The 25,239-nt window shown below is 67.9% G+C and carries 14 protein-coding genes and 1 pseudogene; 7 read left to right on the top strand and 8 right to left on the bottom strand.

The window, feature by feature from the left end; translation table 11 throughout:
* Positions 1 to 2 precede the first annotated feature (2 nt).
* A complete protein-coding gene (locus PW843_27565; GenBank protein MDE1150323.1) occupies positions 3 to 1,484 on the top strand; it encodes a hypothetical protein in 1,482 nt (493 codons plus the stop codon).
* Here the strand turns inward: PW843_27565 and PW843_27560 are convergent.
* A complete protein-coding gene (locus PW843_27560; protein MDE1150322.1) occupies positions 1,457 to 3,250 on the bottom strand; it encodes an ABC transporter ATP-binding protein in 1,794 nt (597 codons plus the stop codon). The two genes, PW843_27565 and PW843_27560, sit on opposite strands and share 28 nt — an antisense overlap.
* Positions 3,251 to 3,369: 119 nt before the next feature.
* Here PW843_27560 and PW843_27555 point away from each other — a divergent pair, with 119 nt between their 5' ends.
* Positions 3,370 to 5,418 (top strand): NAD(P)-dependent oxidoreductase, encoded by a 2,049-nt coding sequence (locus tag PW843_27555; protein MDE1150321.1) that lies wholly within the window; start codon positions 3,370 to 3,372, stop codon positions 5,416 to 5,418.
* Here the strand turns inward: PW843_27555 and PW843_27550 are convergent.
* Positions 5,415 to 6,980, bottom strand: coding sequence for a DUF1302 family protein (locus tag PW843_27550; GenBank protein ID MDE1150320.1), 1,566 nt, complete (start codon positions 6,978 to 6,980; stop codon positions 5,415 to 5,417). The two genes, PW843_27555 and PW843_27550, sit on opposite strands and share 4 nt — an antisense overlap.
* A 200-nt stretch (positions 6,981 to 7,180) precedes the next feature.
* On the opposite strand from PW843_27550, the gene PW843_27545 reads away from it, so the two are divergent.
* Positions 7,181 to 8,551 (top strand): DUF1329 domain-containing protein, encoded by a 1,371-nt coding sequence (locus PW843_27545; protein MDE1150319.1) that lies wholly within the window; start codon positions 7,181 to 7,183, stop codon positions 8,549 to 8,551.
* Between the two features lie 36 nt (positions 8,552 to 8,587).
* Here PW843_27545 and PW843_27540 read toward each other — a convergent pair whose 3' ends face one another.
* From PW843_27540 to PW843_27520, 5 genes are all read right to left on the bottom strand, one after another.
* The gene (locus PW843_27540; protein ID MDE1150318.1) at positions 8,588 to 9,325 is read right to left on the bottom strand and encodes a hypothetical protein; all 738 of its coding nucleotides are present in this window, start codon (positions 9,323 to 9,325) and stop codon (positions 8,588 to 8,590) included.
* Positions 9,322 to 9,852 (bottom strand): RNA polymerase sigma factor, encoded by a 531-nt coding sequence (locus PW843_27535; GenBank protein ID MDE1150317.1) that lies wholly within the window; start codon positions 9,850 to 9,852, stop codon positions 9,322 to 9,324. The genes PW843_27540 and PW843_27535 overlap by 4 nt, the downstream gene beginning before the upstream one ends.
* Before the next feature lie 207 nt (positions 9,853 to 10,059).
* On the bottom strand, positions 10,060 to 10,740 hold the full coding sequence (locus PW843_27530; GenBank protein ID MDE1150316.1) for an exopolysaccharide biosynthesis polyprenyl glycosylphosphotransferase: 681 nt from the start codon (positions 10,738 to 10,740) through the stop codon (positions 10,060 to 10,062).
* Positions 10,737 to 11,378 (bottom strand): TetR/AcrR family transcriptional regulator, encoded by a 642-nt coding sequence (locus tag PW843_27525; protein ID MDE1150315.1) that lies wholly within the window; start codon positions 11,376 to 11,378, stop codon positions 10,737 to 10,739. The genes PW843_27530 and PW843_27525 overlap by 4 nt, the downstream gene beginning before the upstream one ends.
* Positions 11,379 to 11,493: 115 nt before the next feature.
* Entirely contained in the window at positions 11,494 to 12,906 is a 1,413-nt protein-coding gene (locus PW843_27520) for a capsule assembly Wzi family protein (GenBank protein ID MDE1150314.1), read from the bottom strand.
* A gap of 651 nt (positions 12,907 to 13,557) precedes the next feature.
* Here PW843_27520 and PW843_27515 point away from each other — a divergent pair.
* From PW843_27515 to PW843_27505, 3 genes are read left to right on the top strand one after another with little or no spacing between them, the layout of a single operon-like run.
* The gene (locus PW843_27515; GenBank protein MDE1150313.1) at positions 13,558 to 17,826 is read left to right on the top strand and encodes a molybdopterin-dependent oxidoreductase; all 4,269 of its coding nucleotides are present in this window, start codon (positions 13,558 to 13,560) and stop codon (positions 17,824 to 17,826) included.
* Positions 17,827 to 17,873: 47 nt separating this feature from the next.
* A complete protein-coding gene (locus tag PW843_27510; protein MDE1150312.1) occupies positions 17,874 to 19,253 on the top strand; it encodes a hypothetical protein in 1,380 nt (459 codons plus the stop codon).
* 45 nt (positions 19,254 to 19,298) lie between these two features.
* Positions 19,299 to 21,176, top strand: coding sequence for a hypothetical protein (locus PW843_27505; GenBank protein MDE1150311.1), 1,878 nt, complete (start codon positions 19,299 to 19,301; stop codon positions 21,174 to 21,176).
* Positions 21,177 to 21,908: 732 nt separating this feature from the next.
* On the opposite strand, the gene PW843_27500 is transcribed toward PW843_27505, so the two are convergent.
* Entirely contained in the window at positions 21,909 to 22,307 is a 399-nt protein-coding gene (locus tag PW843_27500) for a response regulator (protein ID MDE1150310.1), read from the bottom strand.
* A gap of 475 nt (positions 22,308 to 22,782) precedes the next feature.
* Here PW843_27500 and PW843_27495 point away from each other — a divergent pair.
* Positions 22,783 to 25,131: pseudogene (locus PW843_27495) on the top strand (chemotaxis protein CheB).
* Positions 25,132 to 25,239: the final 108 nt, after the last annotated feature.

Below are 25,239 nucleotides of genomic sequence, written 5' to 3'. Positions count from 1 at the left end.
CCATGGCCACCCCCTTCCACAGCCAATACCTGGCCCTGGTGGCGGAGGTCGAGACGCGGTTCGCCGTGGCCCGCTGGACCTGCGGCGACGCCCATCTGTGGCCCCTGGCCCGCATGGACCTGTACCTGGACCTGTATCGCCGGCATGTGGCCGATCCCGACGCCGGCCAGCCGGCGCGGTTGACGCGGGCGTGGCGCGCTTTGGCGCACCCCCTGGCGCCATCGGGGCGGCGGGACAACGTCATCCTGCGGCCCCACCGGGCCGGCGCCCTGTTCCTGGGCGACGGCGTGTCGGTGGAACAGGTCGACGGCCTCTGGGAGGACCGCTATGGCGAGCCCCTGATGACCTTGCTGGAAGGGGACGGCACGCGGTGCCTGCAATTGCAGCCCGGCCGGCGGGCACCCTGGCGCCGCCCCGCCCTGGCCGTCGACCTCATCGCCATCGCGGCCCGGGCGCTGGCCCCGCTGGTCCGCAGCCCCCTGGACTTGCCGGACCATAGGGATGTGCTGGACTTCCTGGATCGCCAGGGCGTGCCGGCCCCCTCATTGGACCGGGCGCGCCTGGCGCGCCGGGCCCTGGGGCTGCGCGCGGGCGCCCAGGCCCTGGGCCTGGTGCTGGACAGCGCCCAAGCGCGCCTGGCCTTCACCACCACCTGGTATGCCGGCCTGGGCCCCGCCCTCGCCCTGGCATGCCGGCGGCGCGGCATCCTGTCGGTGGACGTGCAGCATTGTCCCCAGGGCGGCCGGCACAAGGCTTATGGCTGGGCGGCCGTGCCATCCCAAGGCTACACCACCCTGCCCGCCCTATTCTGGACCTGGGACGCGGCCGACGCCGACGCCATCAACCGCTGGGCCGATGGGCATTGGCACCAGGCCCTGCACGGCGGCCACCCGCGCCTGGGGCCCTTCCTGGACGATGCCGACCCACGCACCCGCACCTGGGACGGGCGCTTCCGCCTGGCGGCCGGCGGGGATGCCGACCGCGACATCCTGGTGGCCCTGCAGACCACCGGCCCGGCGGATGTCTGGGACAGCCTGGCCGACCGCATCGCCACCGCCCCACCCACCTGGCGCTGGTGGATCCGCCGGCACCCCGCGGCCAGCCCCCGGGACGACCGGCGCCATGGCCGGCTGCTGGCCCTGCGCGGCCCCCATGTCCGCATCGACGCGGCGGGCGCCCTGCCGCTGCCCGCCCTGCTGCGCCACATGGACACCGTGATGTCGCTGGCCTCCGGCGTGGCGGCGGAGGCGGTGCCCTTCGGCGTGCCGGCCCTGTTCCTCAGCGCCGACGCCACCGGCCCCTTCGGTCATCTGGTGGAGACGGGACACGCCCGGGTGGTGGCGGACATGGACGCCCTGATCCCCATGCTGGCGGCCCTGCCCAAGGTGTCCCGGCGGCCGGTTCAGGTTCCCGACCTTGCCGCCGGCCTGCGCCGGCTGGAGGCGATGGCAGCCGATTATCGCGCCCTGTGCGCCGACGCCTGAGCGGCAGGCGCGTCCAGGCGGCGGTCGGCGATGATGCGACCCCCGGCGAATTCCAGGAGGCGGTCGCACAGCGCCAGGCTTTCCTGGCGATGGGCGATCAGCACGATGGTGGGCCGCCACGGCAGGGCCGCCAGGCCGGCCAGCAGGGTACGCTCGCCCGCGATGTCGATGGCGCTGGTGCTTTCATCCAGCACCAGCAGGGGCGGCCGGCGCATCAGGGCGCGGGCCAGGGCCAGGCGCTGACGCTCACCGCCCGACAGCAGGCCGCCCTGGGCCCCCACCACCGTGTCCAGCCCCTGGTCCAGCCGATCCACCAGGACGCCGGCACCCGCCAGGCCAAGGGCGGCGCGCATGTCCGCCTCACCGGCGGCGGGATTGGCCCAGGCCAGGTTGGCGCGGATGCTGTCGTGGAACAGGAACGTCTCCTGCGGGGCGTAGGCGATGGCGGCCGCCCATCGCCTACGCACGGGGCCCGCCAGCACGCGATCACCCACGGTGATGGTGCCGGCGTCCGGCGCCGTCAGGCCGACCAACAGGTCGGCGAAGGTGGTCTTGCCGGCGCCAGAGGCGCCCATGACGCCCACGAAGCCGCCGGCCTCCAGGCACAGGTCCAGGCCAGACACGCCCCGGTCGCCACCGGGATGGCGGTAACCGACCTGATGGAAACGGATGTCCTGGGGCCCGGTCCAGCCGGCGCCGTCGTCGGCCCCCTCCGCCGCCGACGGCGCGCCCTCCGCCAGTTCCGCCTCCAGCGCCCGGATCTTCTCGTACGACGGCAGGAAATTGGCGAACTGCTGGGCGCCCTGCTGCAACTGTGCCGCCGGCGCGCTCATGCGCGCCAGCACCAGCACGAAGACGATCAGCACCGCCGGCGGCACGTCCAATCCCCATACGCCCACCACGATGGCCACGGCCCCGGCCAGGGAGGCCAGCGTGGTGAAGGCCAGTTGCGCCTTGCTCTGCTCCCGCGCCAGGGCCACCTGCCGGCCCATCAGCCGGCCCAGCGTCTCATTGAACTCATCGGCGAAGCGCTGCTGCAAATTCTGGCTGAGCGCCAGCTTCAGGCCGCCCAGGAACTGGGCCCCGCTGGTGGCCAGGTGCAGATTGGCGTCGGCCACCTCACGCCCCAGCCGGCGGGACCGCACCAGTTGCGGCACCAAGGCCAGGCTGGCGACGGCCAGCAGCACGCCGATGGTGGCGGCCAGCGGGACGGAAAACAGGCAGGCCAGCCCCCACTGCACCAGCAGCAGGAACAGCGAGGTGGCGCCCTGCAACATGAAATGGGCGCAGGCGCCGGTCAGGATGATGTCGCTGCTGAGCAGGTGGTTGACCCGCGCGTGCGGCAGGGCCGACAGCCGCGTCCACGGCGCCGCGATCAGCCGGGCGACCAGGCGGGTGCGCTGTTCCTCGACGAAGCCGATGCGCAGCCGGGCCAGCAGCACGTCGCGGTGCCACAGCACCAGGGCGCGCAAACCCACCAGCAGGGCGAAACAGGCCAGCAGCGGCAACAGGCGGGCCAGCGGCGGGCCGCCGGCCGGGTGCCAGGGCAGCCGGCCGGCCAACGCCGCCGTCCAGCCCGTGCGGCCATCGCCCATCACCAAATCCAGCAATGGGACCAGCAGCACCAGGCCCACGCCTTCCGCGCCGGCGCCAATGACGACCAGCAGGGCGGCCTTCACTCCGTCGCCCCGGGCGTGGGCGCAGAAATCCAGGAAGAAATCCCGGGCCGACCGGGCCAGGCCCCATCCCGCACCGCGCTTGTCCATGATGATGAGGATTCCCTGATTACATGCTGATTTCTTGGCACAAATCGGGGCCGGACACCGCAACTATATATTTCACCGGGCGGGGAATAAGCGGGCCGCCCCGTCCGTCTTCAGGGGTGATGTCCTCCGCTATTTCCGCCCCCACCCCGCCCTTGCGGGTGCTGGTCATCGGCGCCGGCCCGATGGCGACCCAAGTACACCTGCCCGTGCTGGCGGGCCTGCGCGACCGTGGCCTGGTAGACCTGGCGCTGGTCTGTGATCTGGACCGGACGCGGGCGGACGGGGCCGCCGCCACCTTCGGCTTTGGCGCCAGCACCGGCGACGCCGATGGCGCCTTGGCCCGCGGGGATATCGACGCCGTCCATATCCTTGCCAGCGCCCAGATTCATTACGAATACGGAATGAGGGCGCTGGGCCAGGGCAAGCACCTGTTCGTGGAGAAGCCGGTGACGCCCAGCGCCGCCCAGGCCCAGGCGATGGCGGACCTGGCCCATGCCCGGGGCCTGGTGGCGGTGGGCGGGCACAACCGCCGCTTCTACCCCAGCCTGCGCGCCGCCCGGGCCCGTGCCGGGCGGGCCGGCTGGCGCCAGGCGCAGGCCGTCTTCCACAAGCCCATGGCAGGCCAGGCGCCGGGCTTCGGCGCCGCCAGTTGGCTGGGCGCCAACGGCATCCACTCCCTGGACGCCCTGCTGTGGATGATGGACGGCCCGCCGGAGCATCTGGCGGCCCACGCCTCGGGTGAGACCTTCAGCGCCCTGATGCGCTGGCCCGGCGGCGCCCAGGCCGTCTTCCTTTGCGATAACGCCGCCGGTTTCCGGCGTGAGGACTACGCCTTCCACGCCGCCGGCGTAAGCTGCGCGGTCACCGAGACGGCGCTGACGGTGCGGATGGATGGCCGGCCCCTCACCACCGCCTTTCCCGGCGGCATGACCAGTTTCGCCCTGGAGCATGACGCCTTCCTGGAGGCCATCCGCACAGGGACTGAGCCGCCGCACGGCCTGGCCGCCCTGGTCCCGTCCCTGCATTTGTGTGAACTGATCGAGCGCGGCCATGTCGGCCCCGTTTCCCCACCCCGGACATCCACATCCAGGGTGGCGGCACCGGAACGCACCATCCTGGTCGCCGGTCCCTGGGGTGCGGCGCTGGCGCCCCTGCTGGCCGATTATCGCCTGGCCACCCCGGCCGACGTCACGGACACGCGGCCGGACGTGGTGGCCGCCCTGCTGGGCCCAGGGGCGCCGGCACCGGACGCGACACTGCTGAACCGCCTGCCCAACCTGAGGGTGGTGGGCGTGGCCGGCCTGTCGGTGGCCCGCCTCGGCGGCGACGCCTTGCTGGCCCGGGGCATCGCCCTGGTCAACGCCAGCGACGCCCATGCCGAGAGCGTGGCGGAGTTCGCGCTGGGCCTGGCCATCCTGGGCCGCCGCCGCGCCTTCCCCGGCCATGCGGTGATGCGTCTGGGGGGCTGGGGCGTGGTGGTGCCACCCCGGGGATTGCGCGGGCTGGCCAGGCGATTGAAACCCACCCTGCGCCGGCTGGGCCTGCTACCCTGGGTGCTGCGGATGAAGGTGCGCCTGGATGCCGGTGGGGGCGGGGGCGGCCGGCCGGCGCAGGCCCGCGACCTGGCGGGTGCCATCGTGGGCCTGGTCGGCTGGGGCGCCAACGCCCGGGCCTTCGCCCGGCGCCTAGCCGCCTGCGGCGCCCAGGTCCTGGTGTGGTCGCAAACCGCCGACGGGGCCGACATCCGCCGGGAGGGGGCCCAGCCCGCCGCCCTTGACCAGGTGCTGGCGGCGGACATCGTCAGCCTGCACCGGGGCCTGACATCCGCCACCCGGCATACCCTGGGTACCGCCGAACTGGCCCGCCTGCGCCCGGGTGCGGTGCTGATCAACGTGGCGCGCGGCGGCCTGATCGAGCCCGCGGCCCTGCTGGACCGCCTGCGCCGGGGCGACATCTTCGCCTGCCTGGACACTTATGAGGAGGAACCGTTGCCGCCCCGCCATCCCCTGCGGCGCCTGCCCAACGTGTTCCTGACGCCCCACATCGCCGGCGGCAGTGTCGACATGCGGCAGGCCGCGGCGGATGAGGTGGTGGCCAAGGTCGCCCGGCTGCTGGACGGCGGCGCGGTGGACACGCTGACGTCGGACCGCCTGCGCGGTATGAGCTAAAAAGTCCGCTCCAGCCCCAGCGCCAGGAAGTCCCGGTCGGCCAGCGGCTGCTGGCTGGGCGCGCCGATGTAATGGGTCAGGGTCAGGTTGGCCTTCCATACGCTGCGGTAGGCCGCCGTCACCCCCACCGTCAGGTCGCCGGCACCGGCGTTCTGGGCGTAGTAGCTGAGGCTATGGCCGGTCAGGTTGTAGCCCAGGCCCAGGGGCACGGTCAGATCCAGGTTGGGGAGAACCTGGAAGTAGTGCGGCTCGAACAGCACGCGGGCCTTGGTGGCGGCCTGGCGCCACTGGCCAATGCCGTCATCGCGCGCCAGGCCCACGACGTCATCCACCACCGCCTCGGCGTTCACGTCGGCACTGTCCCATAGGCCGAACCGGCCCAAGGCCGTGGTCAGGGACAACTGGCCGTGCACCACGTCGCCCCGGACATAGGCCGCGTACCGTCCCGTCACCGACCCGCCGGCGGAAGGCGGCGGCAGGACCAGGGGCATGCCGTGGCGGGCGGAAACCTCGCCCGTCACCGTGCTGTCGCCCACCGACGCGCTGAAGCTGGCGCCGTAGAGGTGGACGCCGCCGGGATAGACCAGGCGGTAATAGCCGGCCGCCCCCGGCACCGTGGCGTCCCCGTCCGGCCCCACGGCATATTGCGGGTCCATGGCGTTGTAGCGCAGGGCGTACAGGCCGTAATCCACCCCGTCCAGGGTGGCGTGCGCGGCCACGCCGAACTGGCCCGCCGCGTCCGGCGTGCGGTCGTCCTGCCGGGTCAGATAGCGGCCGGGCCCGACGAAAAGGCGGTCGGCGCCGGCACCCAGGTAATCCAGATAGCTGAAATAACTGCCGCTGCCCGCCTGGCGCGCCGGCCGCCATTCGAACTGGTCGTAAAAGGACAGGGCGACATCCGGCAGGGGCTGCACCGTCAACGCCACCTGCCCCACCGGGCGGTAAATGTCGCTGGTGTAGGCGCTGGGGCCACTCACGGCGCGGCTGTAGTCGGCGGGCGCCATGGCGGCGGCGATGGAATTGGCGTCGTAGAACAGGCTTTCGCCCCACACCAGCGCCTGGCGGCCGACCCGTATGGACACGGGCGTGCCGGCCACGGTGAAGGCGCCCCGGGCGAAGGCCTCGCGCATTTCGGCATGCTGGCCTTCCAGGTCGCGCACCGCCGGCGCGAAACGCCCCGGCGGCGCGGTCGAGGCGTTGATGGCGTGGGGGGCCGCGTCGTCGGCGCCGCCCTGATAGACGGTGTCGTACCAGGCGGCCGCACTGGCGTGCAGGCCCCAGTCGCCCCAACCCAGATCCAGGGCCGACAGCACGTCCAAGCGGTTGGACACCACGCCCTGGCCGAAATTGCGGTCGCCGTCGTCCCAATTGGGGTTGGCCAGCAAGGCGCCCTCACGCGGACCCAGCCGGTCGGCCAGGGTGTAACGCACGGTGTTGTCCCAGCGCAGGTCCAGGCCATCGGCAGAGTAGAGCTCCGCCCCGCTCGCGGCGGCGGCCAGGCTGAACGCGGACAGGCAGGCGGCGAAGGGAAGGCCCCGGAAATGGCGAGGGCGGGCGGGCATTGCGCTGGGTCTGGATCCGTCAAAGGCTTGATGCATCGACACTACCATACCCTGCGACAGGACGTGTCCGGGCCACATGCCGCTTGTGTCGCCCGGGCCCGCACGCCATGATCCCCGGCGCCCATCGCCGCCACCGGCGAACGCGCGGGAAAGCCGGGCGCGACACCCACCACACCCTCAGGCGCCCCATACGCAAGCCCATGCGATCCACCGCCGTCCTGACCGCCCTGCTGCTGGCCACCGTCGCGCTGACCGGCCATCCCGTCGGCGCCCGCGCCCAGGTGACCGAGCAGGAAGCCGCCCAGCTGAAATCCCGCCTGACGCCTGTGGGGGCGGAGCGCGCGGGCAACACCGACGGCGGCATTCCGGCCTGGACGGGCGGGCTTTCCACACCCGCCACGGTGCCACCGGCGGGCCCGCGCCCCGACCCGTTCGCGGGGGAAAAGCCGTTGTTCTCCATCACCGCCCGGAACTTCCGCGACTACGCCGACCGCCTGCCGGAGGGGGCGAAACACCTGTTCGGGCGGGACGCCGACTATCGCATGGACATCTACCCCAGCCACCGCACCGCCGCGGCGCCGAACTGGGTCTACGACAACATCCTGTGCAACGCCACCCGCGCCCGGCCGGCGCTGGAAGGCATCGCCTATGGGGTGGAAGGTGCCGTGGGCGGCATTCCCTTCCCCCTGCCCAAGGACGGGTTCCAGGCCATGTGGAACCACCTGCTGGCCTATTGGGGCCCGGCGCGCGAAGTGACGGTCAGCACCTATGTCGTGCCGGCGGACGGGGTGGTGGAAAAGGCCAGCGGCTACAAGGAAATCGCCGATTTCCCCTATTACTACCGCGACGCCACGCCCGACAGCTACGGCGGCTATTACTTCAAGACCCTGCACCTGGCGGTCGCCCCGGCCTCGCGCGTCGGTGAAGGCTACCTGAACTGGCAGCCCATCAACGTCAAACAGCGCAATTTCAATGCATGGCGCCTGCTGCCGGGGGAGCACCGGGTGCGCAAGGCGCCGGCCATTTCCTACGACGTGCCGGACACCGACGCCGCCGGCTATATGAGCGAGGACGAGTACTACATCTTCTTCGGCGGCCTGGACCATTACGACTTCAAGTTGGTGGGCAAGGCCGAGATGTTCGTGCCCTACAACAACAACCGCCTGTACACCCGGCCGGTCTCCGAGGTGCTGGGCCCCACCCACCCCAACCCCGACGCCCTGCGGTACGAGTTGCACCGCGTCTGGGTGGTCGACGGCACCCTGGCCCCTGGCGCGCATGACGTGGTCCCGCATCGGCGGCTCTATCTCGATGAAGACACCTGGATGGCGGTTTACGCCGATTCCTGGGACGAACAGGGCAAACTGTGGAAATTCGGGCAGGCCACCATGTACCTGATGCCGGACGTGCCGGCGGTGGTGATCGGCAGCCAGTTCATCCATGACTTCGAACTGGGCGGCTACGCCTACACCTTCGCCTTCAATGGCGAGGCGGCACCCTACACCGTCACGTCCCCCCATCCCGCCACCCTGTTCAGCCCGGACAGCCTGTCCGCCCGCTCCATCCGCTAACCAGGTCGGGGGCCGTTAGTCAGATCTGGACGCCCGTCAGGCCGGGGCGGTCAGGCCCAGATAGGCCATGCTGGCCAGCTTCTGCATCACGGCCGCCGACATCTCACCGGCCATCACCATGCTCAACTGGTCGTCCTGCCAGATGCAGACGCGCAGGTTCTGCCGCTTGAACTGGTCGAAGCGCACGGTGCCGTCCGACCGGCGGAGGTAAAGCGTGAACAGCCGGTCGTCGGCATCGCGATAGGCGACGGTGGCGGCGTCACCCTCCAGCTTCACCCCGGCCAGGCGATAACCGGCGCGGGCCAGGTCCGGCACCCGGATGTTCAGGGCGACGATGCGGCTGAGCGCCGCGTTGTAGGGCGCCAGGTCGGGGGGCACGGCAGCCGGCACCTCGCGCGCCGCCAGCGCCAGCTGCACCACATCGCCGGCCGGCCGCAGGGCCAGGTAACCGCCCCCGCCGACCAGCAGCAGCACGACGGCGGCCACCGCACCCAAGCGGCGCCAATCTGCCCAAGGCCGCGTGGCGGGCCGGCGGGCCGCCGATTGCGCCAGATCGATCAGGTGCTGCGGCACCGGCCGGTCGATCAGCGGGCCGTACAGCCGGTTCATCATGGCCTTGTCGGCCTCGTACCCCGCCAGACGTTCCGCCAGGGCGGGATCCGCCAGGAGGGCCGCCTCGACCAGGCGGGCGCGGTCTTCCGACAGTTCGCCATCCAGGAAGGCGTGCAGGTCGACCTCCGTGATGGAGGGATGGTTGGAGGTGTCGTCGCTCACTTTCGGTCTTTCGATCCCAGGGGCAGCTGGATCACCTCCGCGCCCCCGCCTTGCATCACGTTACGCAACCGCTCGCGTGCCCGCGCCAGGCGCGACATCACGGTACCCACCGGAATATCCAACTCTTCCGCGATTTCGCGGTAGTTCAATTCCTCGACACTGGACAACAGCAGGATTTCCCGGTGCTCAGGCGTCAACCGGCTGATGGCCTTGATGAAATCCCGGGCGGCCTCGACATCGACCGGCGGCGTGCTCAGTTCCACATGGTCAGCCAGTTCGGTGATGTCCTGCTCCTCCCCCCGGCTGTGGTTGCGGCGGATCTCATCGGTGTACAGGTTCCGCAGGATGCGCCTCAACCAGCCGGAGATGCGCGGCAGCTCCCGCAATTGCGCTGATTGGCTCAGCGCGCGTTCCACACAATCCTGGACCAGGTCATCCGCCAGCGCGGCATTGCCCACCAGCGCCAGGGCGTATCGCCTCAGTGCCGGCAGTTGCATCACCAGGGCGTTCGCGAACTGTTGGGTCACGGCCTAGGGTTCTCCGACACGGGGCATTCCAGACCACTGCGGAACCTCGCGCCGCGCCTTTGTCGCATCAGCTTACGTCCATCTTCCCCGGCGTCCCAGGGGCCAATTCCCCGGGGGAACATCGCCCTCTCATGCTTAAGACGTATCGCCTGGCCCGTTTATTCCCCCGGGTCCCCACCCGGGCCCTGGAAACGGTCTTGCGTCCCCTCAACAGGCCTTGCGCCGGGTGAAGGCCACCAGGGGCGTGCGCGCCAGGATTTTCAGATCCAGCGCCAGGCTGGCGTTGTCGACATACCAGGCGTCCAGGTCCACCCGCGCCTGCATGTCGGCCACCCGCGGCGTGGCCCCGCGGGCACCCTTCACCTGTGCCCAGCCGGTGATGCCCGGCCGGACGTTCTGGCGGTAGAGATAGTTGGGGATGCGGGCGCGGTAGTAATCATCGTGGGCGGCGGCGTGGGGGCGCGGGCCGACCAGCGACATCTCACCCGACAGCACGTTCAGCAGTTGCGGCAGTTCATCCAGGCTGGTCACCCGCAGGATGCCCCCCACCCGGGTGACACGGGGGTCGCCCTCCATGGCCTGCACCACGTCGGCGCCATCCTCCAGCACGTGCATGGTGCGGAACTTCACGATGTGGAATGGCTGGCCCGCCAAGCCGATGCGGCGCTGGCGGAACAGCACTGGTCCCCGGCTGTCCAGGCGGATCAGCAGGGCGACCAGGGCCAGCAGCGGCAGGCAGGCCAGCAGCAGCGCCAGGCTGAACGCCATGTCGAACGCGCGCTTTCGGGTCAGGCGGCGGCGGACGCGGGATGGCGGGAGTGCCTGGGCCGCCTCCGCCCGCGGGGCCGGCTCGGGCAGGTGCCGCGGCTCCGGCGCCGCCATGGTCATGCCGTGGCCCCCAGGGCGGCACCGGCCATGGCCAGCGCCCGCGCGGCCCGGCACAGGGCAACCGTCAGGTCGGCCTGCGGCAACTGGCCACCCAGATGCAGGATGGCCACGCCGTGCAGGGTGGACCACAGCAGGCGGCCCAAACCGGCGGGATCGGCACAGGGCAAGCCCGCCGCCGCCAAGCCGGCGGCATGGGCGGCGAAGGCGTCGTCCACCCGGCGTTCCTGGCGCCGCACCTCGGCCACGCCCGGCGCCCCACCCGCCCCCCCGCTCGACGCCCCATTGGGCGTCTGGGCCGGCGCCAGCGTGAACATCAGGCGATAGCGCGCGGGCTGCGCCATCGCGAAGGCGCCGTAGGCCGTCGCCAGGTCAAGCACCCTTTGCTCCAACGGGCCCGCCGCCCGCCCCCGGTCCAAGGCATCGGCCAGGCAGGCGAAACCATGGGCGCGGACGCAGGCCAGGATGGCCTCCTTATTCTCGAAATAGCGATAGGGCGTCATGACGCTGACGCCCAGCCGCTCCGCCAGGTCGCGCATCTTGAAGCCATCCAGCCCCCGGTCGGCGAACAGGCCGGCGGCGACGTCACGCACACGGTCGCGCGGGGGCGTGGTCTTGGCGCAGGGGACGATGGACGGCATGGAACCTCCGGCAGGCGACGGGGGAGGTGCCTCCCCTCATTCCCATGACGGATATGGGCGGCGGGTTTATTCCCATGTGACCGCCATTTTATGCCCCCCGATCACAGCGCCCCCATCACAGCGCGATGCGCAGCGCCGCCTCCACCGCCGGCAGGAAACCATGGTCCGGCCGGGCCTGGTCGTCCTGGACGCTGCCGCGCAGGTCCAGGGTGAAATGGCGGAACGGCAGGCTGAACCGTCCTTCCAGGATGTTCACCTTGATGGGCACGGGGCTGACGATGTTGGCGCCGGCCGATTGCGCCGTTCCGATGGCGGCATGGTGCAGGGTCACCTCATAGGTCCAGCCATCGGCGTCGCTCCAACTGCCTTGCAGGGACAGCAGGCGGGAATCGTCGTCCAGGCTGAAACCGATGGTGCGGCCGCGATAGCGCATGCCGTCGGGGTAACCGCCATTGGTGTAGGAAAAGCCGTAGATACGGCTGGCGAAACTGAAGATATCGGTGGTCGAGATGCTGTCGGCGTATTCCACCGTCAGCCGCAGAGGCCGGCCGGCCAGGGGCACGAAGGCGGCGGCACCGAACAGGTGGCTGGTGCCGGAATGGGTGATGGGGGAGCTGTCCTCGTTCATCAACTGCGCATAGGCCTGCGCCGGCACGCCCCACAAATCGTGGCTGTACTTGATGTCCACCACCCCCTCGTCATTGGTCTTGTTGACGTCGGTGGGGGAGTTGTTCAGCTGGAAATATTCCGCCGGGTCGCAATCATGCCCCTGGCCGCAGATCTCCCCGGTGCGGGCCAGGCCGATCTCCAGCCCCGGTGCCGGATTGACCGTGACCCGCAGGGCGTCGAACACCGTGTTCTTCTGCAGGCGCGGGCCGTCCATCAGCCCCAGGAAGGCTTCCACCTGCCAGGGGCCCAGCCATTCCAGCACCGGCCAGGTGGAGGGGGAGGTGTCCAGGCGCTGGATGCCCACCTGCGGCATGGGCCTGGCGTTGTTGGACAGGGACAGGGCGGAGATCCAGCCGGGTCCCCACCAATGGGTCAGCCAGCCGCCATAAACCAGGGCGTCGCCGGCCTTCACCGCCAAATAGCTGTCATCCAGCGCCAGCTTGGTGGCGCCGGTCTTGAGGTCCTGGGTGTAGCCCCCCACGGCCAGGCGGGCGGAGACGGTGCTGGAACTGTAGGACAGCGCCACCTGGGTCTGCCCCTCCCCCCGGCCCAGGCTGTCGAAGCCATGGACCAGGGCGGGCGCGTTGGTCAGGTCCAGGCTGGCGCTGGTGCTGAAGCCCGGCCGGTTCTCCCGCGTGGCCCGGCCCAGCACCCGCAGGGCCGCCGCCTGCACCGCCTCCGGCTGGGCATCCAGGTCGGCCGCTTTCAAGGCCGGCACGACGGCCGTCCACGGCAGGGGCCATTGGGTGGTGACGCCGTCGATCAGGCCAGCCGCGGCCAGAGTTTCAATATCGCCGCGCAGTTGGCCGTCCCCCACCTCGCCCCAAGGCGAGGCGCCGGCCATGCCAGTCGATCCCATCAGGAAAATCAGCGCGCCAGCCAACCGCCGGCCCCTCGCCCCGATTCGCATCCAGGGGTCCCTCATGGCCAAACCCGGCCCCGTCCTCGGGGCCGGCGCCACCTTAGAACCAAGGGAAATCGGCCGGATAGGACGTAACTTCGTATACGGGGTCAGGCGCGTGCGCCTCTCATCCTCGGCTGGAAGGTTCCAAGCCTTTACGTGCGCAACCCGAAGTGAGGCTTCGCGCCCGTGAGCCAGGCATCCGAGGTCAGGGCCGAAAGGTGCTGAGGGGGGGATCACCTAGTCTGAACATAACGGTACCGGTTCGGAACCCTATTGTCGGCGGGCCACAGCCGCCATGGACGGTTGCCGAATGACCCCGGTACACGCCGGCAAGGCTCCTGGCTGAATATCAATAACAATTATTGGGTGAATTTTATGATTTTCACACCTCGTTATTCCCACAAAAATATAACGGCGCGTCTTATTAATTGTATTAATTTTAATATTAATTTTTAAGGTTGAATCAGATTCCGATTTCCCCTTAAAGTTGCTTATTCTGGCAAATGATTTCGCGAAAGCGGCATTCCGTCGCTCACGGTGGGTTCAGTACGCCTCCAGCAGGTTCGGCACCAGGCGCTTCACGCGTCGCAAACCCGGGAGATTCCAATGGCTGCCTTGGGAACGTCGGCGACGGCCGCCTGCCCCGTGCCCCAGCCGGGCACGGTGATCCGCTTCTTCCTCAACGGCCAGGAATGGCTGCTGGAGAATCCCGATCCGACCTTGCTGCTGCTGGACTGGCTACGCTCCCCCGCCGTGGGTCTTACCGGATCCAAGAAGGGTTGCGGCCAGGGCGGCTGTGGCCTGTGCACCGTCATGCTGTCCCGATGGGACATTCAGGGGGTGGGGGTCCGTCACGAAGCCATCAACGCCTGCCTGCGGCCGGTCTGCTCGCTGGACGGCACGGCCATCACCACCATCGAGGGTGCCGGCAGCGTCGAGACGGCGCTGAATCCCGTCCAGTACGGCATCGCCAAGGAAAACGGATCGCAGTGCGGCTACTGCACGCCCGGTTGGACCATGGCGATGACAGCCTTCCTCGCCGCCCATGGCGACACCAAGCCGACCCAACTGGCGATCGAACGGATGTTCGATGGTAACCTCTGCCGCTGCACCGGCTATCGGCCCATCCTGTATGCGATGCGCCAGTTCGCCAGCGACTGGACGCCGGCCGACGAGATGGGTTGCATGACCTGCCTGGCCGATCCGAACGTCGCCCATACCAATGTCATCGACGCCCCGGTCCCACCGGAAGACCCCTATCAGCTGCCGTTGCGGATCATCAAGGATGGCCACACCTGGTATCGGCCCATCGACCTGAGCGATCTGTTCATCTTGTTGGAAACCCTGCCGGCCGACGACCTGAAGCTGGTCAACGGCAACACCTCCATCGGCATCTACGATCGCCACCAGGAAGATCCGCGCCACCTGGTCGATATCTCAAAGATACCCGAACTGAAGAATCAGGCCGTCGATTCGGACGGTTATACTCTGGGAGGTGGAGTCAGTTACGGGGAATTGCTGGATTTCCTGGATCGCGGCATCGCTCAGGGCATCAACGACGAAAGAACCCTGGCGATACGCTATATGGCCCAACGCACGGCCGGCACCATCGTCCGCAACGCCGCCAGCCTGGCCGGAAACACCATGCTGGTGGTACGCCACATCCGGCAGGGGGTGCCTTTCCCATCCGACATGTTCACGATCCTGGTGGCGCTGGACGCCGTGGTGGTGGTGGGCGATCGGCTTCCTGATAGCAAATGGCGCTTCATGCCCATCCTGGATTTCGCCCGGGACTGGCAGACCGACGACGCCCTGAAGCGCATGGTCATCGTCGCTTATCTCGTACCCCCGGCCGTGGCGCGGGAATACGTGCGGCCCTACAAGGTGGCCCTGCGGGAGGTGAACGCCCATTCCATCGTCAACGCCGGCTGCCGGGTCCGCTTCGACGATCAGGGGATGGTGACGGACGCCGCCATCGTTCTGGGTGGCATCGGGCCCGTCGCCTTCCATGCCACCGCGGCGGAGGCGGCCCTGAAGGGGCGGCGGTGGGAAGCGGCCACCTTGCAGGCGGCCCTGTCCGGCCTGCGCGACGATGTCGATGCCACGCTGGAGCAGTGGCAGGACCGGCGCGCCAGCTTGCCCGACGAAGGCTTCAGTGACGTCTATCGCCGCCATCTGGCGGAAAGTTTTCTCTACAAATTCTTCATCGAGGTGGCGACGGCGACCGGATCCGCGATCATTCCGCCGGCCGTCGCCTCGGCCGGAATCCCCTATCAACGACCGCTCAGCCGGGGAACCCAGACCATCCCGTTCAACCCGGACAAGGCGCCGGTGGGCCTGCCTTTCATCAAGCTGGACGCCTTCCTCCAGGCCACGGGCGAGGCCCGCTACATCCATGACCTTCCCCTGCCGCCGCGGGGGCTGAACGGCGCCTTCGTGCTGTCCAGCCGGGCCCTGGCGCGCTTCGTCTTCCGCATTCCGGACGCGCCGTTGACGCCGGTGGACCCACCCACGCTGACCGCCTGGCTGCGTGGCCGCTTTCCGGCGCTGGTGGCGCTGCTGACCGCCCAGGACGTGCCGACGGGCCAGAACAACCGCACCGGCGTCCTGGCCGGGCAGATCGGTGGGACGGATCCCTTGTTGGCCCAGGACCAAGTCGAGTGGTACGGGCAACCGATGGCGCTGGTGTTGGCGGAGGATGAGACCGACGCCATCGACATCGCGCACTACATCCGCCAGTCCTGCATCCTCTACAACGATGCCACCGGCGACCCCAACGCGCCCGCCCCCATCCTGACCATCCAGGATGCGAAGGACCGGAACTCGTTGCTGATCGACACCGTCCATCCGCCCTACAACCACATCCTGTACGTGATGCGACCCAACTCCCAACTTGGGTGGGTCGGGCAGACAGGTGCCGTGACCCTGGACGGCAGCACCTGCCTGATCGTGAACGGAACCCAGACCGTCGGTTCCCAGGCCCATTTCTATATGGAGACGCAGTCGGCATTGGTGGTGCCCGGGGAACGGGGCCAAATGACGGTCAACCCATCGTCGCAAAGCCCGGACAGCGTCCAGAGCACCATCGCCGGCGTGTTGGGACTGGCCATCAGCAGCGTCGCCCTGGTGATCAAGCGCATTGGCGGCGGCTATGGCGGCAAGACTACCCGTTCGCCCTTCGTCGCCGCGCCGGCAGCCATCGCGGCGGCCAAGTTGAGGCGGCCCGTCCGCATCGCCCTGCGCCGGGAAGAAGACATGGAGATGATCGGCCGGCGGCATCCGTATGAGGGCGGCTACAGCCTGGCAATCGCGACCGGTGAGGGAACGGCGCCCCGGGGGCGGATCCTGGGCCTTTTCCTGGATCTCTACTCCAATGGCGGCGCCACCTACGACTGTTCGTTCACGGTCATGGACTGTGTCCAGATGCGGATCGACAGCGCCTACATGGTGCCGAACTGGAAGACCCAGGGCCACGTGGCCCGCACCAATCTGGCCAGCAATACCGCCTTCCGGTCCATGGGACTGATCCAGGGCATCCTGATCCTGGAGGATGCCATCGCCCGGGCGGCCCATGAACTGGGCATGCCGGCGGAGGCGGTGCGCGAGGTGAACCTGTACCAGCCCGGCCAGCAGAGCGTCGTCGGCACCGTGCTCAAGGGCTGCTACATCGCCCAGGTCTGGCAATACCTGAAACAGCAGGCGGATTTCGACCGCCGTGTCGCCGCGGTCGAGGATTTCAATCGGCAGAACCGCTGGCGCAAGCGGGGCATCGCGATGATGCCGGTGCAGTACGGCGCCGGCTACAACGCCGCCTTCCTGGAACAGGCCGGCGCCCTGGTCGACATCGCGGATGAGGACGGGTCGGTGCTGGTGCACCAGGGCGGGGTGGAAATCGGCCAGGGCCTGGCCACCAAGATCACCCAGGTGGCGGCGGAAATCCTGAACCTGCCGATGGCTTTCATCACCATGGCGCCGACCGACCTGCAGGTGGTGCCCAACCCCGTATCGACCGGCGCGTCCACCGGCACCGGCTTCAACGCCGAGGCGGTGCGCGTCGCCTGCCTGGACCTGCGGACCCGGCTGGAGGCCTACTGCCAAAAGCTGCGCACCGATTTCGGCGACGCCTGGTGCACCCAGCAGCACATCGACTACTGGAACTATCCCGACGGCTGGCAGGCCGTGATCCCGAACAGCGGCGGCCGCCTGATCTGGCAGGCCATCATTGGTTCGGCCCATTTCGACCGGATCAACCTGTCAGCGCAGTCGCGGGTCGCCATCCCCGGCGGCGACAAGCCGGCCGAGAATCTCCACTACACCCCCAACGCCCCGGAACAAGGGGTCGATCAATTCACCGGCTACACCTATTCCGCCGCCTGCAGCGAGGTTGAAATCGACGTGCTGACGGGCGAGACCACGGTGCTGCGCACCGACCTGGTCTACGACATCGGCGACACCCTGAACGCCGCCATCGACATCGGCCAGGTGGAGGGCGCTTTCGTGCAGGGCGCCGGGTACGTGCTGACGGAAGACATCGTCATCCAGCCCGATGGTCCGGATGCGGGCCGGCTGAACTCCAACAACACCTGGGGCTACAAGCTGCCGGCCACCACGACCATCCCACTGCAATTCAATGTGGGATTCTATCCCCGCACCGGCCCGCTCGAAACCGCGAACCGCGACATGGTCCTGGGTTCCAAGGAGGTGGGTGAACCGCCCCTGGTGCTGGCGGCCTCGGTCTACCTGGCGCTCAAGAACGCGGTCCTCGCCGCCCGGCAGGACCGGGGCCACGCCGACTGGTTTGAATTGGCGGTGCCGGCCACGGTGCAGCGTGTGCGCGAGGCCTGCCTGGTCGATGCCGGGGACCTGCGGATCTGAGACGCGTCGGCACGTGCCGGAAACGCCTGGAACAAAGGGAGCGGGAAATGCGCAGCCTGATGCATGTCGCCTGCGGAATGTTGGGGCTGCTGCTGCTGGCCGGCGCCGCGCATGCGCGGGAACCGGCGGCCGGCAAATCGGCCGATCCGGCGCAGTTGGCGTTTCGCGACGCGGTGAACCGCCCGCCGGGGGACTGGGACGGGCATCGGTTCGCGCTCAGCCATCAGTACCCCGCCACCAAACCGACCTGCGACGCCCCTTGGCTGCGGCAGGAGGTGTCCTTCACCGACCCCAACCCGTCGTGGGACCAGTGGAAAGCCTATATCCAGGCCATCGTCGATTATGTCTGGGAGGATCAGGATCCCAACCTGCCCGACCGGCTGGGCTGGAAGGTCGCCGTCAAGGGCAAGGTGCGCTGGTTCCATGTGCCCTGGATGGCCTACGACGGCCAGCGCGGCCGGGAATACGTCCACGGCCTGACCAATGAGCTGTCGACCGCGGAGTCCACGTTCCGGGGCGGCGGCCGGGGCAGCGGCAGGCATCATCTGCCGGGTGCCGTCGCCGTCGATGGCGTGGATCCCCTGTTCGAGACCTGGTCGGTGGGGATGTACAACCCCTGCGGCGCCTGGTCCCTGGGACAGGCCGTCCCGCATACCGGCGTGCCGGCCACCACCGACGGCGGCGCCCTGGCCCGGGGGTTGCCGTTCCCCGAAGGCACGGTGGTCATAAAGATCCTGAACACCACCGCCGATGAGAAGGCGGTGCCCTACCTGAAAGGCTCCACCAACTGGAGCGCCGATGGCCACGTCCAGACCTCGCCCACCCAGTATGAGACCTGCCGGCGGGCGGTGACCAAGGTGCACATGGTGCAGATGGACATCGCCGTGGTCGATCCCCGCTCCCCCACCCGCTGGGTCTACAGCACCCTGGCTTACGACGGCCGCCTGCCGGGCCCCACCGTCCGGTCGCGTCTGGTGCCCCTGGGCGTGCAATGGGGCAGCGACGGGCTGACCTTCCCGGCGGTGCCCCAGGGGCAAAGCCGGCCGTTGCGGGAAACCATCCACGCGCCCATCGACCTGCCGCAGCACTATGGCTGCCAGGGGCGCCTGGCGGGGGTGGTCGACCAGGCCAACTCCAGTTGCGTGTCCTGCCACATGGGGGCGTACGCGGCCCCGGTGGGCGTCGTCGGCGTCCAGGGCAAGGATGTGCCGGCCATCTTCACCTTCGACGATATCTGCACCCGGAACACGCCGGACAACCAGGCCTATTTCTCCGACTACAAATACCCGGCGGGCTACCCGTCCGGGGCGTTCAAGACGGCCATTCCGCTGGACAGTTCATTGCAGCTGGCGGTCGCCTTCCAGCAATACGCCGTCGCCACCACCCGGCCCACCAACCCGCCGATATGCCCACCGGCCGGCCGCTAGGGCGCCTGGGGCCGGCCGAACCTTTCTGACCAGGGGAGTTTCAAGATGACAAGTGCGCATGGAGGACGATACCGCGCGGCGCCCTGGCTATGGGCGGCGCTGGCACTGGAACTGGCCGTGGGGACAGTCCCCGCCGCCGCCGTGGCCGACGAGGTGGACACCGCGGCAATCATCAAGCAGATCACCTCCCGCAAGGATGTGGTATCACCGCTGCCGCCGACCGACATTCCCGGCGGCGCGGCGAACACCGACCTGCAGGGTGCCGCCATTTTCGCCTGGCAGGAGTTCATCGCCCTGAACTGGCCGGCGGCGCAGTCGAACGGCACGGTGCAGCGCGACGTCCCCGACGAGAAGGCCGTGTTCGGCCAACCCGGCGCGGGGCCGCTGGTGTGGCAGACATACCGGCAAAAGGTGGAGATATTCCCCGGTGCCAACGCCCTGACCGCCCCGCCCCACGGTTACCAGGCCCGGGGCGTCGACTACGGCTACAACGATCCACCGCAGTACCAGTACAAGGGAACCATCGCCGCCTGTCCGGGGCAACCGCCGGTGGCGCAGGCCCCATGGATCAACCTGGACGAAACCAGCCAGATCGAACTGGCCACCATGTACGCCGGCATCCTGCGGGACGAGGCGCCGTCCATGAAGAACAACGCACCGCAACTGATCCGCTTCCTGGCCAAGGCCAACAAGACGGAATACGACTACGTGGCCGCGAACAAGTTTTGGTATTCCGGCACCGGCACACCCTTGCAGGCACAGATCGACACCTGGAAGACGGCCTTGGCGAATAAGAAGGTGCCGGCCCCGGGCACCGTCCCGGCCCTGCCGACCGGCACGTTCGAGGTCAAGTCCGCCTGGCGGCGCCTGGCCAAGGGCGAGGATCGCAGCCGTTTCCACATGGCCACCGTCCGTTATTACGAAAACATCCCCTATGCCGGAAAGGTTAGCTTCGACAAGGCTGCGGCTCAGGTGCCGTGCTATTGGCAGGACGAATGGGCCCTGGTGGCGCTGCACATCATCCAGAAAACCCCCTCCGCCCCCTACTTCGTCTTCGCCACCTTCGAGCAGGCCGACAACATCCTGACGGCCGACGGCAAGCCTCTGGAAAATGACGACGGCGCCATCGTCAGCCAGCCGATCCAGCCCCCGCAGCCGACCCAGCCCGCCTTGACCTACGCCGACAATCCCCTGACCCCGAAAGTCACGGCGGTGCCTGCGGAGTTCTGTGACGACACCGGCAGCCGGCTGTATTTCCGCGAACTGCCGCCGGCGCCGTCCCCCGGCGTCAACCCGCCGCCGTCCGTGCCCGCCCCCGGCACGCCCGTCGGCGGCAACATCTGTGTCAACCGCCGCTATGAGCGTATTCCGCCCATCATCTCGACCATCAACAACGCGGTGCACGCCAGCATAAAGTTTTACAACGATGAACATCAGCTGAAGGATTCACCCTGGCTGCACTATAAGCTGGTCAACGTGCAGGCCGTGCCTTTCAACAAGAAGGACATCGTGCCGACGTTTTCCTCCACACGGCAGGCGGGAAACTTCTTCCAGGCCAACATCGTGGTCGAAACCGACTACACGCTGCAGCAATTCGTGGCCCGGATCGCGGATAACCAGGCACCCACGGCCTATCCTCCCATCAATAGCGCCGCGCAACCCAGTAACGTCACGCAACTCAATGGCACCCCGCAACCCGATTTCCAGAACGTGTACGTGGCCGGTCCGCATGGTTTCACCACCTATCAGATGGGCGGGTGCATGGGCTGCCATGGTAACGCCCAGGTTGGCGGCACGGACTTCAGCTTCATCCTGGGGGGCAACCGCTTCAATTCCGAACCCGACACCCCGGATCCGGCGAATGCCGCGCTGAAACGGTCGTATTTCCACGAGCTGTTCGACCACGCGGCGCTAACCAAATAAAGCGGCGCCCCTGGCTGGACGGATGCGACAAAGCCCCGCTGGATCATTTCCAGCGGGGCTTCAAATTGCAGTCAGTCCCCATGCGGCTCGCTCCGCTTCCTCGATTGGGGCTCTTGTGGTCACCCCTGCTGTGGCGACCAAACTTCACCGGAGAGCTGCGATGACCGCTCAAGCCCACGAACCAGCGGAACAGCAGGTCGTATTCCAGCCGCATGGTGAGCCCGATAGGCCCGACTCATAAACGTTGGTGACCGTTTCTTAAATTGTCCTGAGCTTCGTCACCCCGTTGCGTGGACTTCATCGGTATTTTTCCGGCCGTGAACCGTTGTTCGCGGCTTGTTTATACCTCATGTGAAATATGAGATTTACTCGCAAGAATTGTGCAAAAAAAATCCATCCCATTGCAGATTTGCCCGCGTCCAATTTCCCTGTTACGGGGGGCGGAAGATTTTGGGGCGAGGGAATGGGCCGATTGGCCTAATCAGGATTAAAATCCAAAACACAACCAGGGATAAGTACGCCGCCGCTTGTCCGCTCACGCGACATAACGGCGGAAAGCCTGCCGTGAAAATAACCACCGCCGCCAGGAAATCTCCACCACGCCGTCCATTACCCGCGTTCTCCATCCGCGCAGGCACAGAAGCCTTGTCACTTCGGCCGCGGTTGGTGGAGGCCCAATCCAGCCGCGACTTGGGTTGCCGGCCCGCTTGCCCCTCTTCCTTCCGTGACCCGTCACGGCCATCCGCATAGACTGGGCATCGGCACGGAATGCCGGAGCGGTGCCAGAAGGGCTTGGGTGATGGCCTGAACGAGATCGGTTTCGGCGAAAGGTTTCTGGATGACCACCGCCCCCGGCCGCCGCGCGCTGATCTCATTGCCGTTGCCACTCATAAAGAAATGCGCGACGGCGGCGGTGCGGTTGATTTGGTCCATCGCCTCGATACCGTCGCCATCAGGCAATCGGGCATCGACGATCATCAGGTCCGGGCGGAAGTTGGCGGCGGCACTTATCGCGCCGGCCGCGGTCCGTTCCAGCGCGCAGACGTCGTGACCCATTTCGCCCAGGATTTCGGCCAGAAAATGGCCGATCAGGGCATCGTCCTCAACCACCACGATGCGGAGCGGTCTCATGATCATCCCCCTCAAGGTCAATCCCGCCCGTCATTGACTATAGGCGACCCTGATTGTCCGTAAGAGCAAATGGCCGTTTCCCCGCAATTGGAGGGTTCTGCGGTGGATTCTATGGTATCGGTCAAGTCCGGCAGGGGTGTTAACCATACCTGACGATGGCTGGAATACGGGGGGTTCGGAAAATACTGATGCACACATGGGGTAGGTAGGCTGGCAATTTCCGATCCGGCCGAAAGAATATAATTGCCAGCACAACGGAACAGTCGCCACGCTTAAAAGTTGTGCTTAACGGCGTGGCAGCAGTCAGGACACCGGAAAAATGGCAGGGACTCCCCCGGGTCGAACAGCCCGGCCGCGATCAAGCGCGCGTGTACAGTCGCAGCCAGCGCCGCGCGATGCCGTGCGTGCCACGCCGGATATTATCGTCGTCGGCATCGGCGCGTCGGCGGGGGGGCTTGAGGCCTGCCAGGCGCTGATGGGGGCGCTGCCGGCCCGCACCGGCCTGGCTTTCATCCTGGTACAGCACCTGGACCCCACTCACGACAGCATGATGGTCGATCTGCTGGCCCGCCATGCCGCCCTGACGGTAAGGCAGGCGGTCGATGGCATGCCGGTTGAGCGCGACCATCTGTACATCATTCCGCCCGCCGCCTATCTGGCCGTCCACGATGGCGCCCTCCGCCTTTCCCATCCTCAAGCGGGCCACGGCGCGCGCCTGCCGTTCGACTTCCTGCTGCACAGCATGGCCGAGACCTATGGGCCGCGCGCCGTTTGTGTCGTCCTGTCGGGAACCGGGTCCGACGGCAGCGCGGGACTGAGGGCCGTGCAGGAGAAGTGCGGCCTGGTCATCGCCCAGGAGCCGACCGAAGCCGGTTTCGACGGCATGCCGCGCAACGCCATCCTGACAGGGGCCGTCGATCTGGTCCTTCCGCTGGCGGCGATACCGGACGCGCTGATGACCTATGACCGGCGCATGGCCGGTCTGGCGCACACGCCGGCAGCCACCCCAACGGACTGGCTGCCAGAGGTGGTCGAACTGCTCCGCACCCGAACGGCGTACGATTTCACCTTGTATAAGGAGGGCACCTTGCGCCGGCGGACGGAGCGGCGCATGGCCGTGACGGCGGCGGAAAGCGACGGCATGGCCGGCTACCTCGATATCCTGCGCACCGATGCGGGTGAACTGGACCTGCTGGCCAAGGATCTGCTGATCAACGTCACCCAATTCTTCCGCGACCCGGCGGTGTTTGAGTTCCTGGCGGAGAAGGTCATTCCCGCCATGGTCGAAAACCATCCGCCAGGTTTGCCCTTGCGCATCTGGATCGCCGGATGCAGCACCGGGGAGGAAACCTATTCCCTGGCCATGGTCTTCCTGGAACGGATCATGGCGGCGAAGCGCCCCATCAAACTGCAGGTCTTCGCCTCCGACGTCGATCCGGACGCCGTGGCCATCGCGCGAACCGGCGTCTATCCCGAAACCATTGCGGACGTCGTGTCGCCTGAACGGCTTGGCCGCTTCTTCAACCGGGATGAGCAAGGTTATCGGGTGTCGCCGGAGATGCGGGCCACCGTGGTGTTCACGATCCAGGACCTGCTGGCCGATCCGCCCTTTTCCCGCCTGGACATGATCTCCTGCCGTAACCTGCTGATCTATCTGCAGCCGGAGGCCCAGGCCAAGGTCATCTCGATCTTCCATTTCGCCCTGCGTGAGGGGGGCGTCCTGCTGCTGGGTGGTGCGGAGACCATCGGCGACACCGGCGGCCGGTTCGCCGTCATCTCCAAGGCCCAACGCTTGTACCGCCATGTCGGCCGTGTGCGGCCGGGCGAATTATCCCTGCCGATCACGGCCAGCGACAGCGGGCGGAGTTTGGTCCGGGTTGGCCAAGGGGCGCCCCTTCCCCGGCAGGCGGTCCTGGCCGACCTGACCCGGCGGCTGGTGGCGGATGCCTATGCCCCGGCGGCGGTCCTGGTCAATCGCCGGCATGAAAGCCTTTATTCCCTGGGGCCGACGGACCGCTACCTGCGTGTGGCGCCGGGATATCCCACGCACGACCTGTTGACGCTGGTGCGCCCCGCCGTGCGGACCGCATTGCGGTCGGCACTGGAGCAGGCCAGCCTGGAGAGCACCCCCGCCGTCGTTTCCACCGGCCGGTTTGAAGGCCACGACGATGGCCCCCCATTCAGCATTGATGTCCAACGGATTCGCCACGATGGCGAGGACCTGCTTCTGGTCTGCTTCCTCGAAGCCCCAAGGTCGTCGCCATCGGGGGACCATCCCGAAAGCACGTCCAGTGTGGCCAGGACCCCGGACCTGGAGCGGGAGCTTGAGATCACGCGCATGGCGCTTCAGGACGCCATCCGCAACCTGGAGATATCCAGTGAGGAACAGCGCGCCATCAATGAGGAGGCGCTGTCGGTCAATGAGGAATACCAATCCGCCAATGAGGAACTGCTGACCTCCAAGGAGGAATTGCAGTCCCTTAACGAGGAACTGACCGCCCTCAACAGCCAGCTCCAGGAAACGCTGGAACGCCAGCGCGTCACGTCCGACGACCTGCAGAACGTGCTGTACAGCACGGATATCGCCACGCTGTTCCTCGACGCCGATCTCAAGATCCGTTTCTTCACCCCGGCCACGCGGGCGCTGTTCAGCATCATCCCCAGCGATGTCGGCCGGCCGCTGGCCGATCTGCGCGCGTCGGCGGCGGACGCCGGGCTTATCACCGACGCCCAGGCCGTGTTGAAGACCCTGGCGCCCACCGAGCAGGAGATCGAGCTGCCCGGCGGCACCTGGTTCGTCCGGCGCATCCTGCCCTATCGCACCCACGGCCGCGGGGTGGAAGGGGTGGTCATCACCTTCACCGACATCACCGAGCGCAAGCGCACGGCCCACGCGCTGGAAGACGCCAGGCGGCAGGCGGAACTGGCCACC

This window comes from Azospirillaceae bacterium (genome assembly GCA_028283825.1).
Taxonomy (GTDB): domain Bacteria; phylum Pseudomonadota; class Alphaproteobacteria; order Azospirillales; family Azospirillaceae; genus Nitrospirillum.
This window is presented reverse-complemented; position numbering and strand designations above follow the sequence as displayed.

Coding starts and splice junctions, on each gene's coding strand:
- PW843_27565 (MDE1150323.1), top strand. CDS start 3: ATGGCCACCCCCTTCCACAGCCAATACCTGGCCCTGGTGGCGGAGGTC.
- PW843_27560 (MDE1150322.1), bottom strand. CDS start 3,250: ATGGACAAGCGCGGTGCGGGATGGGGCCTGGCCCGGTCGGCCCGGGAT.
- PW843_27555 (MDE1150321.1), top strand. CDS start 3,370: ATGTCCTCCGCTATTTCCGCCCCCACCCCGCCCTTGCGGGTGCTGGTC.
- PW843_27550 (MDE1150320.1), bottom strand. CDS start 6,980: ATGCCCGCCCGCCCTCGCCATTTCCGGGGCCTTCCCTTCGCCGCCTGC.
- PW843_27545 (MDE1150319.1), top strand. CDS start 7,181: ATGCGATCCACCGCCGTCCTGACCGCCCTGCTGCTGGCCACCGTCGCG.
- PW843_27530 (MDE1150316.1), bottom strand. CDS start 10,740: ATGACCATGGCGGCGCCGGAGCCGCGGCACCTGCCCGAGCCGGCCCCG.
- PW843_27525 (MDE1150315.1), bottom strand. CDS start 11,378: ATGCCGTCCATCGTCCCCTGCGCCAAGACCACGCCCCCGCGCGACCGT.
- PW843_27520 (MDE1150314.1), bottom strand. CDS start 12,906: ATGGGATCGACTGGCATGGCCGGCGCCTCGCCTTGGGGCGAGGTGGGG.
- PW843_27515 (MDE1150313.1), top strand. CDS start 13,558: ATGGCTGCCTTGGGAACGTCGGCGACGGCCGCCTGCCCCGTGCCCCAG.
- PW843_27510 (MDE1150312.1), top strand. CDS start 17,874: ATGCGCAGCCTGATGCATGTCGCCTGCGGAATGTTGGGGCTGCTGCTG.
- PW843_27505 (MDE1150311.1), top strand. CDS start 19,299: ATGACAAGTGCGCATGGAGGACGATACCGCGCGGCGCCCTGGCTATGG.
- PW843_27500 (MDE1150310.1), bottom strand. CDS start 22,307: ATGAGACCGCTCCGCATCGTGGTGGTTGAGGACGATGCCCTGATCGGC.